Origin of the sequence: Flavobacterium sp. JP2137 (genome assembly GCF_050562195.1) — a bacterium.
Lineage (GTDB): Bacteria > Bacteroidota > Bacteroidia > Flavobacteriales > Flavobacteriaceae > Flavobacterium.
On record NZ_CP191647.1, the window covers coordinates 554,977 to 569,716 of the forward strand.

General features: G+C 39.6%; 10 protein-coding genes. 8 read left to right on the forward strand and 2 right to left on the reverse strand.

Annotation, left to right across the window (positions count from 1 at the left end):
• Positions 1-53 precede the first annotated feature (53 nt).
• Positions 54-4,580: a DNA polymerase III subunit alpha gene (gene dnaE, locus ACQZ43_RS02470; RefSeq protein WP_430614270.1), complete on the reverse strand. Its 4,527-nt coding sequence runs from the start codon at positions 4,578-4,580 to the stop codon at positions 54-56.
• 147 nt (positions 4,581-4,727) lie between these two features.
• Positions 4,728-5,198, reverse strand: coding sequence for a DUF6252 family protein (locus tag ACQZ43_RS02475; RefSeq protein WP_430614271.1), 471 nt, complete (start codon positions 5,196-5,198; stop codon positions 4,728-4,730).
• Between the two features lie 283 nt (positions 5,199-5,481).
• On the opposite strand from ACQZ43_RS02475, the gene ACQZ43_RS02480 reads away from it, so the two are divergent.
• The 8 genes from ACQZ43_RS02480 (at position 5,482) to ACQZ43_RS02515 (ending at position 14,739) form a co-directional block, all read left to right on the forward strand.
• A complete protein-coding gene (locus tag ACQZ43_RS02480; protein WP_430614272.1) occupies positions 5,482-6,018 on the forward strand; it encodes a 30S ribosomal protein S16 in 537 nt (178 codons plus the stop codon).
• A 14-nt stretch (positions 6,019-6,032) separates the two neighbouring features.
• Positions 6,033-6,563, forward strand: coding sequence for a ribosome maturation factor RimM (rimM, locus tag ACQZ43_RS02485; protein WP_430614274.1), 531 nt, complete (start codon positions 6,033-6,035; stop codon positions 6,561-6,563).
• A 9-nt stretch (positions 6,564-6,572) separates the two neighbouring features.
• Positions 6,573-7,280: a tRNA1(Val) (adenine(37)-N6)-methyltransferase gene (locus tag ACQZ43_RS02490; RefSeq protein ID WP_430614275.1), complete on the forward strand. Its 708-nt coding sequence runs from the start codon at positions 6,573-6,575 to the stop codon at positions 7,278-7,280.
• Between the two features lie 381 nt (positions 7,281-7,661).
• Positions 7,662-8,300, forward strand: a complete 639-nt coding sequence (locus ACQZ43_RS02495) for a hypothetical protein (protein ID WP_430614276.1) — start codon at positions 7,662-7,664, stop codon at positions 8,298-8,300.
• 350 nt (positions 8,301-8,650) lie between these two features.
• On the forward strand, positions 8,651-9,901 hold the full coding sequence (locus ACQZ43_RS02500) for a site-specific integrase (RefSeq protein WP_430614277.1): 1,251 nt from the start codon (positions 8,651-8,653) through the stop codon (positions 9,899-9,901).
• Positions 9,902-10,076: 175 nt separating this feature from the next.
• Positions 10,077-11,969 carry an AAA family ATPase gene (locus ACQZ43_RS02505; protein ID WP_219241759.1) on the forward strand — a complete coding sequence of 631 codons (1,893 nt, stop codon included), beginning with the start codon at positions 10,077-10,079 and terminating at the stop codon, positions 11,967-11,969.
• A 3-nt stretch (positions 11,970-11,972) separates the two neighbouring features.
• Complete coding sequence (gene mcrC, locus ACQZ43_RS02510) at positions 11,973-13,010, forward strand: 5-methylcytosine-specific restriction endonuclease system specificity protein McrC (protein WP_430614278.1); 1,038 nt, start codon at positions 11,973-11,975, stop codon at positions 13,008-13,010.
• 454 nt (positions 13,011-13,464) lie between these two features.
• Positions 13,465-14,739: an O-acetylhomoserine aminocarboxypropyltransferase/cysteine synthase family protein gene (locus ACQZ43_RS02515; RefSeq protein WP_430614279.1), complete on the forward strand. Its 1,275-nt coding sequence runs from the start codon at positions 13,465-13,467 to the stop codon at positions 14,737-14,739.
• The last annotated feature ends 1 nt before the right edge of the window (position 14,740 follow it).

A 14,740-nucleotide genomic window follows, 5' to 3' on the forward strand; every position in this document is an offset into this window, starting at 1 on the left:
CAATTAATTTAGTTCTCTATTACTTTTATTTATACCGCTATTAATATTACCGTTTAATTCAATCTAAAATGCACTTGTAACTGCTCCAATTCCTCTAATAAGTCGGCCGAAATATCTATTTTGGAGTTCCTACTGGGCATGGTTAATTTATTTAAAACGCGAAATTCCTCCTTTACTTCGGGGATTATAATTTGCGATTCGTCGATGTCCAACTCGGGCTCGCCCTCGGTATCCACCTCCTGAATCAGCTGCGTTATGGCTTCCATCTCGATGCGTTGCTGCACTTTTTCCAACTCGACCACCTCAAAAGTCACCGTTTTATTCCCTTGATAGGTATCGAACAACATCCTGATTTTCTCGATTTGATTGTCCTTGAGTTCATTGATATTCATCTGTATGATCAATTTCTTCGCATAGGTAGGAATCACGTCGTGTAGCAATTTTAACTCGGTAAACTGCAGTCTCGGGTCGCTGCGCTCGCCGGCTTCGTTTTTGATCCATCCCTCTTTGACCGTCACCTTAAAATAGACGAACTGATTGTTGAGCAAAAAGTGTCTGAATTTTAAAAACTCCTCGTTAAACATTCTAAACTCATAGGTTTCATCGTAGCCCTCCACGGTAAACATCGCCCAATCCTTGCCCTTCATCGAGGTTCTAAACTGCACATTGCTGATCATACCGGCAAAGGAAACCACCCGCCCTACTAGAGGTGCAAGGTTTTTCAGTTGCTCCAGGTTGACGTTGCAAAAATACTTCATCTCGAATTTAAAGTCGTCCAGGGGATGTCCGGAGATATAGATTCCGACGACTTCCTTTTCTTTGGCGAGTTTTTCCATGGTACTCCAATCGGGGCATTCCGGAATTACGGGTTCTGGAATCTGCACATCGCTATTTTCGCCAAAGAGACTGACCTGAGACGAATTTTCGTTTTCCTGAAACTTTGCGCCATAGCGAATTGCCTTTTCCAAAAAGGTATTGACATCGCCATCCGTGTGGAAATACTGTGCGCGTAAGGTTCCTTCAAAACAGTCAAAACCACCGGCCAAAGCCAAGTTTTCAAAGGCTTTTTTATTGGCTGCTCTCAAATCGATGCGCTTGGCCAAATCAAAAATAGACTTGTAGTCGCCGTCTTTACGACACTCCACTATGGTGTTTACCGCACCGGCACCCACGCCTTTAATCGCGCCCATACCAAAGCGCACCGCATAGTCGTCATTTACAGTAAACTTGTAAAAAGACTCGTTGACATCGGGACCTAATACCTTTAAGCCCATTCTACGACACTCTTCCATAAAGAAGGTAACCTGCTTGATGTCGTTCATGTTATTGGACAGTACCGCCGCCATGTATTCCGCGGGATAATGCGCCTTTAAATACGCCGTTTGATAGGCGATCCACGCATAACAGGTCGAGTGCGATTTATTAAATGCATAGGAAGCAAACGCTTCCCAGTCTTTCCATATTTTCTCTAAAATCTTGGGATCATGTCCGTTTTGCGCAGCCTGCTCAACAAATTTGGGTTTCATCTTATCCAAGACCTCAATTTGTTTTTTACCCATGGCCTTACGCAAAACGTCGGCCTCACCCTTGGTAAATCCGGCCAATTTCTGCGACAAGAGCATCACCTGCTCCTGGTATACGGTAATTCCGTAGGTTTCCTTTAGGTATTCTTCCAAGGCATCCAAATCGTAAACTATGGGTTCTTCCCCGTTTTTACGTCGAATAAACGAGGGGATATACTCCAAGGGTCCCGGTCGATACAAGGCGTTCATCGCAATTAAATCGGCAAAGACCGTCGGTTTTAACTCGCGCATATACTTTTGCATCCCCGGCGATTCGTACTGAAACACGCCCACGGTTTCTCCGCGCTGAAACAGCTCGTAGGTTTTGACGTCGTCTATGGGAATCTCGTCGGCATCGATGTCGATGCCCGTTCGGTATTTTACTAATTTTATCGTATCTTTAATAAGGGTCAGGGTCTTTAACCCCAAGAAGTCCATCTTTAAGAGGCCGGCGCTTTCCGCCACGGCATTATCGAATTGGGTTACATACAAATCCGAATCCTTGGCCGTAGTTACGGGTACGAATTTGGTGATGTCGTCTGGGGTAATAATAACCCCACAGGCGTGAATCCCCGTGTTTCGCATGGACCCCTCCAAGATTTTGGCCTGCTGAATGGTCTCTCCCGCAAGAGAGGATTCATTGGCAATGGCAATCAATTCTTTGACCTTGTCAAATTCTTCCGAGCGCAAGGCTTTTTTGACCGTTGCTTCATCCTCGGACAGGAATCGCGCTAAATTCCATTTGGACGGCATCATCGCCGGGATTAACTTGGCTATTCTATCGGCTTCAAACAGGGGTAAATCCAACACTCGTGCGGTATCTCTAATCGCCGATTTGGTGGCCATTTTCCCATAAGTGATGATTTGCGCTACTTGATTGGCTCCGTATTTATCGATTACATAATCCATAACCCGTCCGCGTCCCTCATCGTCAAAGTCGATATCGATATCGGGCATGGAAACCCGATCCGGATTTAGGAAACGCTCAAAAAGCAAATCGTAGGCAATGGGATCCAAATTGGTAATTCCCAAGCAGTAGGCCACTGCCGATCCCGCCGCCGATCCCCGCCCCGGTCCTACGGATACGCCCATAGCACGCGCAGCGGCAATAAAATCTTGTACGATCAAGAAATAGCCCGGATATCCCGTACGCTCTATCGTAGCCAGCTCAAAATCGAGTCGTTCTCTAATTTCGTCTGTAATTACTTTATAACGCCGTTCTGCCCCTTGATAGGTCAAGTGCTTTAAAAAACTGTTTTCTCCGCGCTTTCCCTGTCCGTCACCCAAATCGTCTTCGGGATGCACAAACTCTTGGGGAATATCAAATTTCGGCAATAGTACATCGCGGTGCAGCACAAAAGGCTCGACCTTATCGATGATTTCCTGTATGTTGTAAACCGCATCCGGCACATCGGAAAAGGCGTCCTTCATCTCGTCTTGCGATTTGAAATAATACTCCTGATTCGGCATTCCATAGCGATATCCACGGCCTCGTCCAATGGGCGTGGCTTGTTTTTCACCTTCTTTGACACACAATAAAATATCGTGTGCATTGGCATCTTCCTTATTGATATAATAGGTGTTGTTGGTCGCGATCAGCTTGACCTCGTGCTTGCGCGCCAAATCAATCAAGGTTTGGTTGACCCGATTTTCATCTTCCTGGTTGTGTCGCATCAGCTCGATATAGAAATCGTCTTGAAACGCTTCTTTCCACCACAGCAAGGCGTCTTCGGCTTGCTTTTCTCCCAAGTTTAGAATTTTATTGGGCACCTCTCCCGATAAGTTCCCCGACAATACGATGATGTCTTCCTTGTATTGTTGGATTACTTTTTTATCGATACGCGGCACGTAATAAAACCCGTTGGTATAGGCAATAGACGACATCTTGGCCAGGTTGTGGTAACCGTTTTTATTCTTGGCAAAAAGCACGATTTGATATCCGTTGTCCTTTCGCTTTTTATCGGTATGATCTTCACAGACAAAAAACTCACACCCCACTATGGGTTTGATCAATTCCAAGGGCTCTTGGCCCGCATCGATGAGTTCTTTGTTTTTGGACTCCACACCTTTATTGTGATCCGAAACGGTTTTAACAAACAAAAATGCGCCCATCATATTGCCGTGATCGGTCATGGCCACAGCGGGCATATTGTATTTTGCAGCAGATTTGACCAAATTGGGAATCGAAATAGTCGATTGCAAGATGGAAAACTGCGTATGGTTGTGCAGGTGGGCAAATTTAGCTTGCGCAAAGCGCTGCTTATCCTCATCCGACACCAATACATCTTGGGAAACCGCTTGCATTTTTTCCAAGCGCTTGCGAATATTTTCGGATGCTTTTTGTAAATTGATATGTTTGAGTCCGACCTTTTGAAAAGGTTGCGGATGGGCTTCTTTATAGCGCTTTAAATAGGTAGGGTCGGCTTGTAGCTCTTCCGTCGAATAATTATCTCTTTTGATTAACTCCAGAAAACAACGGGTAGTGGCCTCGACATCGGCCGTTGCATTATGCGCTTCGGCAAAGGGTTCGCCAAAGAGATAGGCGTGCAATTCCGTAAGCGTAGGCAATTTAAAACGACCTCCTCGTCCTCCGGGAAGCTTTAAGAGCTGTGCTGTAGTTTCGGTACAGGTATCCAAGACCGGCAAGGATTCCATGACACTGGGGGTTTGCATTCGATAAAACTCACAACCCATGATGTTCACGTCGAAACCGACGTTTTGTCCCACCAAAAACTTGGCTTTGTTCAAAGCTTGATTAAACTTAATCAGGGCTTCTGCCAAAGGAATACCCTGCTCCATGGCCAACTCGGTAGAAATACCGTGAATGCGCTCCGCGTCATAGGGGATATTAAATCCCTCGGGTTTAATCAAATAATCTTGATGCTCGACCAAATTCCCCATCTCGTCGTGTAGCTGCCACGCGATTTGAATACACCTAGGCCAGTTGTCCGTATCGGTTAATGGAGCCGACCAACTCTTGGGAAGACCGGTGGTTTCGGTATCAAAAATTAAATACATAGCTTATTATCTGAGGATTATACGTGAATGTTTTAACAAAAAGAGAAAGTCAAAGTTACCGATTATAAATCTAAATTTAGGTTAAAAAAAAAGCTGCTTTAAAAAATAAAGCAGCTCTTAGTGAAAAATAAATTTAACTTTAGATTTTTATTTCGCCTCTTCCATGGGAACGCGATAGAATATTCCCTTTTGAAAACTTACAACACTGTCCTTGTCATTTCTTAAAGCGACAACAAATTTTCCGGTGATGGTTCCGGGCACTTGATCCTCTAAAGGAGCAAATTCCACATAACCACTTCCCTTCTTCGCTCCGGTTTCGAAAATCAACTGCTTGCCGTCTTCCAAATCGTGAACGAGTTTTGCTCTGTTGCTCGCTACGATACCCAAATCGTACTTGCCACCAAATTCATAAGCTGCGGTTCTCAACACCAAGACTTCCACCCCATCGGTAGCGGTAATCATCAAAGCGCCTTGATTGACAGATGCACTAAATTCATTGGCCTTCCATGAGGTACTGTAATTGCGCTCTGCTTCAAAAGCGGGATTGTTGAATTTAACGTCGCTCTCACAAGCCATCATCCCTAAGGAGAGGGCTAGAATAAAAAATATCTTTTTCATATATAAATTTTTACTGTTTTACCAATGGACCTCTAGAAACCGTTATTTATTACGACCCGGCAAGTCTTAAGGATGTTTCCATCGCAAAATGGAGGTTGAATTCCATTTTGAAAAACAAAAATAACTTTTTAAAATTAATATCATAACTTATTTTTAATAAAACATTAACTTTTAACATTATTTGAAATAAAAGCAAGTAAAAGCCTAGGTGTTACAAAAATAAATTATCTTTGCAGCATTATTTAACCGAGGTCGGGAACCTCAAATTAATCACAAATAGATTATGTCTGTAAAAATTAGATTACAAAGACACGGTAAAAAAGGAAAACCTTTTTACTGGGTAGTTGCTGCTGATGCGCGCTCAAAAAGAGATGGTAAATACTTAGAGAAAATCGGTACTTACAATCCAAACACGAATCCTGCAACTATTGACATCAACGTTGACAGTGCTGTAAAATGGTTGAACAATGGTGCACAACCAACAGACACGGCAAAAGCAATTCTTTCTTACAAAGGAGTATTGTTAAAACACCATTTAGAAGGTGGTATTAGAAAAGGTGCTTTAACTCAAGAGCAAGCAGACGCGAAATTCGCAGCTTGGTTGGCGGATAAAGACAACAAAATCACTTCTAAAAAAGACGGTTTAACTTCAAACAAAGCAGATGTGAAAGCAAAAGCAATCGCTGCTGAGAAAGAAGTAAACGCAAAACGTGTTGCTGCTGCACAAGAAGCTTTGGCTGCTGCAGTTGTAGAAGAAACTGTTGCTCCAGAAGCGGAAGCCGAAGTAGCAGAAGAAAACAACGAAGAAACTCAAGCTTAAATTTTTGGTGCGATATGCGTAAAGAAGATTGTTTTTATTTAGGCAAAATCGCCAAAAAATTTAGTTTCAAAGGAGAAGTCTTGGCCTATTTGGACACGGACGAACCGGAGTTATACGAAAATTTGGAATCCGTGTTCGTTGAATTCAACGGACACTTGGTTCCTTATTTCATCGAGCAATCCTCGTTACACAAGAATGATTTTCTGAGAATTCAATTTGAAGACATGCGTTCCGAAGCGGATGCCGATAAGATTATCGGTTCAGAAATCTACTTACCCCTAGAAATGCTTCCCAAACTGGAAGGCAATAAATTCTACTTCCACGAAGTAATCGGATTTGATGTTGAAGACACTCAATTTGGTTATGTGGGAAAACTCGTTCACATTAACGACAGTGTATCACAGGCGTTATTTGTTATCGAGCGCGATGAATTGGAGATCCTCATCCCCATGATAGACGAATTTATTCACGAAATCGATCGCAAAAACAACAAAGTCATCCTCAATTCACCCGCAGGTTTAATCGACATTTATCTCGAAAAATAGTTTTTTATAGTGTTTCGCTTTAAGCAGTTTAGCATTGAACAAGATCGCTGTGCCATGAAAGTGGGAACAGACGGCGTGCTTTTGGGCGCATGGACACCACTACCCGAAGTGCTTTACAGCGTTTTGGACATCGGGAGCGGCACGGGTTTACTAGCGCTTATGCTGGCACAACGCAGTTTGGCCGAGCAAATCGATGCCCTGGAAATCGACGACGACGCCTACGAACAGGCGGTAGAAAATTTTGAAAACAGCCCCTGGAACGATCGCTTATTTTGCTATCATGCCGGCTTGGATGAATTTGTCGACGAAATAGAGGAAGAATACGACCTGATCGTTTCCAATCCCCCTTTTTATACCGAAGACGTTAAAACCCTGGACGACAAAAGAGATTTAGCGCGTTTTGAATCATCCCTACCCTTTGGCGATCTGATTGAAGCAGCCGATCTTTTTCTCAGTGAAACCGGTATATTTTCGGTGATTATCCCCTTTAAAGAAGAGGAGCAATTCATTGAAATGGCTCGCGAATCCGGACTTTTCCCCTTTAAAACGACCCGAGTAAAAGGACATCATACCGCAGAAATCAAACGCTCTCTCTTGGCTTTTAGTAGAAATAGCGAAATACAACAGCTTTGTGACGAACTGATTTTAGAAGTAGAAAGACATCAGTACACCCCCGAATTCACGGAACTCGTTAAGGATTTCTACCTTAAATTATAAACTTTTTTTAAGCGCGATTGCTGGATTAAACTACGCAAAAAAAACGCGTTTGAAAGCACCATCGGTACAACTGTAAGCGTGAACAAAATTGTTAGGTTGAAAAAAACGGGCCTACACTTGGCTTTATCCGCAAATTCCCGACGAAAAAGTTAAAAAAAGACGTGTACAACGTACCGCAGCAGTGTAGGTTGCATGCTTTTGTTTCGCGACTAAAAATCCCATTAAGCAATAGCATTTTTTTGTACTTTAGCACCTAGAACTAGGTTTTCGCAGTATATTGTCTAGTTCAACTCAAAAAAATTAATCTCTCGTCCCTTCTGATAGTCCAAAGTCCTCAACTATTATGTTCTTTTAATATATCCACAAAAAACAGTTCAAAAAATGCTCAAAGAACACCAAATAAAACTTACCGAAGAAATAGTTGAAACCGCATATAAATTATTAACACACAAACTTGCATACGGTGGATTAACCGCGAGAAATGAAAGTGCCTTTCAACTGGAGTTTGGACATATTTTAAAAACTATAGGTCAGCTTTACGAATTTCGACTTGTCGATAAATTTCACCTTGAATTTGAAACGTATATTTCTCTAAACACCACAAGTATAAAGAGTAAATCTGAAAGAGCAAGGGTGGATTTGCTTTTGAAATACCAAGATGATGACAGCACAACCAAAGTTGCTATTGAACTCAAATTTTTTAAAAAAAACAATCATAGAGAACCTAATAATCGGTATGATGTATTCAAAGATATTTCAAATCTTGAATTATATAAAAGTCACGACATAGACCTTTGTTATTTTATTCTCGCAACAGACCATTCTCATTATTGTTCTAAGGAGAATTATTCGTCAGACACCTCCGACTTTGATTTTCGACACGGACAAAAATATAAAGCGGGAACAACACTCAAATATAAGACCGCAAAACCCTATGGCGAAGACCTTTCTCTTCAACAAGATTACGATTTTTGTTGGGACACCATTAAAGATCTTTATTTTTTAAAACTAAAAGTATAGTCAGTTTCTTTCTTAGAAACATCAGTACACCCCCGAATTCACTGAACTCGTTAAGGATTTCTACCTTAAATTATAAAGGGTATTTTAAAATAAAGTTTCAGTAAAAATACATTAAAGATTAATAACAGGCAAAACGGTTGTAAATAAAGGCTTTACAGCCGTTTTATGATTTTTTGGTAATGAGATAAAAAGCAGTAAAAAGCGAGGTTTGGCAAAAGTAAGGTTACTAAAACGTTACTTTTGAAAACAGAAACAACATCTTTAAAATACTGTATTTCAGCATCCTGCATAGTTTTTCATATTGTTCCGTAGCTCACATAAGTTTAATTTTATCATTAAGAATTGTGAGTATGGAAACGACAAAAAAATCAACGTTTAAGGTGTTGTTTTACCTTAAAAAGAACGCCCCAAAGAAAAACGGAAAGGTTACGGTTATGTGCAGGATTACCGTAAACGGCAAACAGTCTGCATTCAGTACAAAGCTGGATATTTCCGCAACAAATTGGGATTTGAAGTACGGCAGGTTTTTAGGTAAAAGCCGAGAAGCCCAAGACACAAACAGCAAACTTGACAAAATTCGTTCGGGTATTGAGGAATGCTATTCCAAAATTCTGAAGAACGAGGGGGCTGTAAACAGTGCTAAACTTAAAAATGCCTTTCTCGGAATGGAAAGCGGAGAACTTACCTTTTTCAAATTCTATGAACAGTTCCTGTCCGATTATGAAAAAAAGGTTAATAGCGGACTTCGGGTGAATGGCACACGCAGTAAGTACAAAACACTGTTAAAACATCTTCGAAATTTTGCACTTACAAAATACGGTTATTCCGATGTGTCTTTTAACGACCTTACACCTAATTTTGTTCAGGACTTTGATTATTACCTACGTGACGACCAAAGTTTGACACACAACACCATTTGGCTGTATATGATTGGATTTACTACGCTTTGCCGATTAGCAATGAGCAGAAAGCATCTTACTTTCAGTCCGTTCAGCGAATACAAGAATACTAAAATGGACAAAGACCGTGGCTATCTGTTACGGAACGAATTGGAACAGCTCGTAACGTTCAACTGCGAGAAAAAGAAAGACGAATTGGTAAAAGACCTCTTTGTTTTCAGTTGCTTTACAGGACTTTCGTATTTGGATATAAAAGGGCTTAAGAACAGCAATATCCAAGAGTTTTTTGACGGTAACCAATGGATTATTGTACGCAGAAAAAAGACAGCTACATCGTCAAACGTGATGCTGTTGGATATTCCAAAAATGATTATTGAGAAATATGCAGGATTTTCAAAGGACGGCAAGGTTTTTCCTGTTCCGTCTAACAGCTACTGCAACGATAGATTAAGAGCAATATCCGAACAAATCGACTGCTTGAAAGAAAAGAAAGTAACCTTTCATTTGGCACGACATACGTTTGCCACCTTGTTTTTGAGCGAGGGAGTTCCCTTGGAAAGTTTAAGCAAAATGTTAGGGCATAAAAACATTGCCACGACTCAGATTTATGCAAAAATTCTAAACGAGAAAGTCGGAAAAGATATGCAGAAGGTATCGCACAAATTTAAAGGTATGGTGCAGTCTTTTGTTTCTAACCTCTGAAAAATCATTATAAATTATAAGTACTAAAGTCAATGCTAACCGCTTTGGCTTTTTTTGTACTTTAGGCATTGATAAAAATAATATCTACGAAAGTTAAAATAGTATAAATATTGACCAGTTTCGGGGTTATACAAACAGCAAAGAAAATACCGAAATCAGGAGTAAAAAAGAAAGTATGACACAAGAAGAACTGATAATAAATTGGAGCGATAAAATCCTTCAACATTTACTGAAACTCAAAGAAGAAAAATATACTGACCTAACTTTTTGGCTTAGAAAAAAAGATAGTGAAAGACTTAGAAAAGGATATTGGTTTCAAGGAAGTCATTACATTTTTCTCGGTTTGGTAAATAAAGGTGATTGGAAAAACAAAACTAGACAAGCAGGTTTGGTATTTAATTTTTGGGATATTGAAAATCCCAATGCCTATCTTGAGTTAGCATTTCAATCAGAAAAAGATACACAAATTATACAAGCTTATGAAGAAATAATTGAGAAAATAGGAGGATTCGAAAAAAAGGGCAAAGGCAATTATTATAAGCATTATCCTGAAACAGATTTCATAAAAATAATTAACTCTTTCTATTCAAACGAGTGGAAAATATTTATAGAGACTTTTGAAAAATTTAATCTTACAGAAGAATTAATCATACCCGAAGACAAGTTTCAGAGTTTATTGAACAGAACATTGCAAGTTAAAGAGAATAGAGATATTGAATTACCACAAGATACTACTCACGAACCAGATGACGACATAAATTATTGGTGGTTAAATGCAAATCCAAAAATTTGGTCAATTAGTAAACATAATGTTGGGGAGAAACAGACCTATACCACCCATAATGAAAAAGGAAACAAAAGAAGAATCTACAAACATTTCGAAGCTACCAAAAGAGGTGATTTAATGATTGGGTATGAAAGTACCCCTACTAAGCAAATAAAAGCTATTTATGAAATTACACAAGGAATTCATAATACAGTCAAAGGAGAAGAAATTGAGTTTGAACTGATTGAAAAATTAGAAATTCCTATTCATTGGAATGATTTGAAAAACAATCCCTCGCTTCAAGAATGTGAAGTTTTTATAAATAACCAAGGAAGTTTATTCAAGTTGACAGAGGAAGAATATGAAATTATAAGAGAGATCATTGATAATAAAAATATTATCACAGAAAAACTCCTTCAGTCTGAAAACATCAAGAGTTACAAATTTTCTGAAGATGCAGACAAACCATTTATCAGTGAAGAAGATTTCTTGAATACCGTTTCTCTATTAAAGCGGAAGAAAAATATAATTCTACAAGGTCCTCCAGGTGTAGGAAAGACTTTTATCGCTAGAAAACTTGCTTATGAAATTATGCAAGAGATAAAAGATACTAATATTGAAATGGTTCAATTTCATCAATCTTATAGTTATGAGGATTTTATACAAGGTCTACGCCCTACCCAAAAAGGAGGTTTTGATTTACGAGATGGGATTTTTTACTCATTTTGTCAAAGAGCGTTGGCTCATCCTGACCGTCCTTTCTTTTTCATAATTGACGAAATCAATAGAGGTAACCTAAGTAAAATATTTGGCGAGTTATTGATGTTAATTGAAGCTGATAAAAGAGATGAAAAATTTGCATTAAAACTTACATATTCAGAAGATGAAGAAGACCGATTTTATGTTCCAGAAAATCTGTATATAATTGGCACAATGAATACGGCTGACCGTTCTCTTGCAATAGTAGATTATGCTTTGAGAAGAAGATTTGCTTTTGTTTCATTACAGCCTGAATATGGTCTAAACTTTCGCTCGTTTTTAAGTGACAAAGGTTTATCAGAGGGAATTATTGAACACATATGCACTTCAATTTCAAAATTAAATATCAAAATAAGAGAAGATGTTAACCTTGGAGAAGGCTTTCAAATTGGACATAGCTATTTTTGTACATACTCAAATGCTGGAATTGAAAATATATGGTGGTCGGACATATTAAATTATGAACTAAAGCCGTTGCTGGAAGAGATTTGGTTTGACGATCTTTCAAAAGTTTCTGATATATTAAAACAGCTTTCGAGATAAAAAATGGCAATCCCAATTGAAAATATATACTTTTTGCTTTGCTATGCTTGGAATAAGTTAGACGAAAAAGAGCGTGTTGATGTTTCTATAGATGACAAAACAGAATTACTCGATTTATTTGCTAAGGTACTAATTACATCTTCAAAGCTTTTACTCAAAAGAGGAATCGATAAAAGCTATATTGACCACCAAGAAGAAATTTCAGGGATTAAAGGCAAAATTGAAATCAGTCAGACTCTCAAGAGAAATTTACCTTTCAAACAAAAAACTGTTTGTACTTATGATGATTTCTCTCCCAATATAATCACAAATCAAATTTTGGTTTCAACAATTTATAGGCTCACAAGAACAAAAGGCATTGACCCTATCCTAAAAATGGAATTAGCAAAATTGCAAAAAATGTTACTCGGAGTTGACTTAATTGAAATCAAAGGAAGTCACTTTAAACAAGTCAAGTTAAACAGAAATAATCGTTTTTATGGTTTTGTGATGAATGTATGTCATCTTATTTTTCAAAGTACATTACCATCAGAAGAAAAAGGAAAATACAAATTTTCTGACTTTACAAGGGATGAAAAGAAAATGAATCAGTTGTTTGAAGCGTTTATTAGAAATTTTTATCGTATTGAGCAGAGAAAATTTAATACTGTTAAAAAAGAAATAATTAAATGGCAATTTCAAGAAGATGATATTGAAAGTCATCAGTATCTACCTCAAATGGAAACTGATATTTCATTGGAAAATGAAGAAAAAAAGATAATTATTGATGCTAAATATTATAAAGAGACAATGACTGTCAATTACGACAAAGAGCGAATTAGGTCATCTAACCTATATCAGCTATTTAGTTATTTATTAAATCAGCAAGATGGTAGTGAAAAAACTAAAATGGCAACTGGAATACTTTTGTACCCAACTATTGAGAGAGATTATGATTTAGATTTTAAATATGACAATCATAAAATTCAGATACGGACTATTAATCTTGACACAAATTGGAAAAATATATCGACAAGGCTTAAAGAAATAATAAACGTTTGATTTAACATTAATAAAGTAAGTTATATAATATAAAACAGCCCATAAAAATGTTAAAATTCTATTTTAATTTGCTTTTAACTGTTTTTCTTCTCTACATTTGTCTCAATAAAAATACCAAAAATGATTTCGAATTTTGTAAACCCGATGATGCTAATGATGTGGACTACTCCGCAAGGCTCGCTGTGTTTATAAATCAACTATAACAATACACCTAAAAGCCTTTGCAACTGCAAGGGCTTTTTTGTTTTAAATTCATTCTAATGCTAGTAATTACACCGCTTAACGCCATGTCAATGATGATGATGATGATGTCTATGATGACTTACATCCCACCTTGCTATTGCCCAAAGCCAAGCTAACAAACTATCACTAGTTTTTCTTGAAGTCCTTTTGGCCCTGGCCAAAAGGACTTTTTTCGTTTTGTAACTTTTTAACCATTCAAATATATAAAACCATGAGCACGACAAAAATTTCAACACTAGCCTTACACAGTGGACACGACACCCAAGCCGTAGCGGGAACCCGAGCCGTTCCGATTTACCAAAGCAGTTCGTATGTATTTCGCGACAGCGATCACGCTGCGGGTTTATTCAATTTATCGATACCGGGCTACATTTATACCCGCCTAAACAATCCGACCAACGACGTGCTCGAGCAGCGCTTGGCGGCACTGGAAGGCGGCATAGCAGCCGTGGTTACGGCTTCGGGCGCATCGGCGATTTCCACCGCCCTGTTGACCCTACTAAAAAGCGGCGACCACATCGTGGCCTCGAGTAGCCTGTATGGCGGCACCTACAACTTACTTCAGGTAACGCTTCCCCGCTTGGGCATACACACCACTTTTGTCGATCCGTCGGAGGTCGAGAACTTTAAAAAGGCCATTACCCCGGCAACCCGCGCCGTATTTGTTGAAAGCTTGGGCAATCCCAAACTCGATGTCTTGGATTTACGCGGTATTTCCGACATCGCCAAACAGGCCAAAATCCCCTTTATCGTCGACAATACCGTAGCCTCTCCTTGTTTGTGGAATCCGATTAAAGATGGAGCCAACATCGTGATTCACTCCCTGACCAAGTACATTTGTGGCAACGGTACTTCGCTGGGTGGCGCCATAATCGATGCGGGGACTTTTGACTGGTCCAGCGGATTATTTCCCGAATTTACGACACCCTCAGCGGGATACCACGGGCTGATTTACCACGACGCCTTGGGTAAAGCTGCCTTTATCGCCAAGGTGCGCATAGAGGGATTGCGCGATTTGGGCGCTGCTCTTAGTCCGCTTAATGCCTTTCAAATATTACAGGGATTGGAAACCCTGCCGCTGCGCATCGTCAAACACAGCGAAAATGCCTTAGCACTCGCACAGTGGTTAACGCAAAACGATGCCGTAGCCTGGGTAAACTACCCCGGATTGCCGTCGAGTCCGCAATACCAACGCGTTCAGAAATACCTTCCCAAAGGGCAGAGCGGCGTGGTTACCTTCGGTCTAAAAGGGGGTTATGAAGCGGCTAAAAAAGCGGTGGATGCCACCGAACTCTTTTCGCTAGTAGCCAATATTGGCGATACCAAATCACTGATTATACATCCCGCCAGCACCACCCATCACCAACTAAACGAAGAGCAGCAGCACACCACTGGTGTAAGTCGCGATTTGATTCGACTCTCCGTCGGTATAGAAGACATCGAAGACCTCAAACAAGACCTACAGCAAGCTTTTTCCCAATTGTAAA

Coding starts and splice junctions, on each gene's coding strand:
- ACQZ43_RS02495 (WP_430614276.1), top strand. CDS start 7,662: ATGCTCAAAGAACACCAAATAAAACTTACCGAAGAAATAGTTGAAACC.
- ACQZ43_RS02500 (WP_430614277.1), top strand. CDS start 8,651: ATGGAAACGACAAAAAAATCAACGTTTAAGGTGTTGTTTTACCTTAAA.
- ACQZ43_RS02515 (WP_430614279.1), top strand. CDS start 13,465: ATGAGCACGACAAAAATTTCAACACTAGCCTTACACAGTGGACACGAC.
- ACQZ43_RS02505 (WP_219241759.1), top strand. CDS start 10,077: ATGACACAAGAAGAACTGATAATAAATTGGAGCGATAAAATCCTTCAA.
- rimM (WP_430614274.1), top strand. CDS start 6,033: ATGCGTAAAGAAGATTGTTTTTATTTAGGCAAAATCGCCAAAAAATTT.
- ACQZ43_RS02480 (WP_430614272.1), top strand. CDS start 5,482: ATGTCTGTAAAAATTAGATTACAAAGACACGGTAAAAAAGGAAAACCT.
- dnaE (WP_430614270.1), bottom strand. CDS start 4,580: ATGTATTTAATTTTTGATACCGAAACCACCGGTCTTCCCAAGAGTTGG.
- mcrC (WP_430614278.1), top strand. CDS start 11,973: ATGGCAATCCCAATTGAAAATATATACTTTTTGCTTTGCTATGCTTGG.
- ACQZ43_RS02475 (WP_430614271.1), bottom strand. CDS start 5,198: ATGAAAAAGATATTTTTTATTCTAGCCCTCTCCTTAGGGATGATGGCT.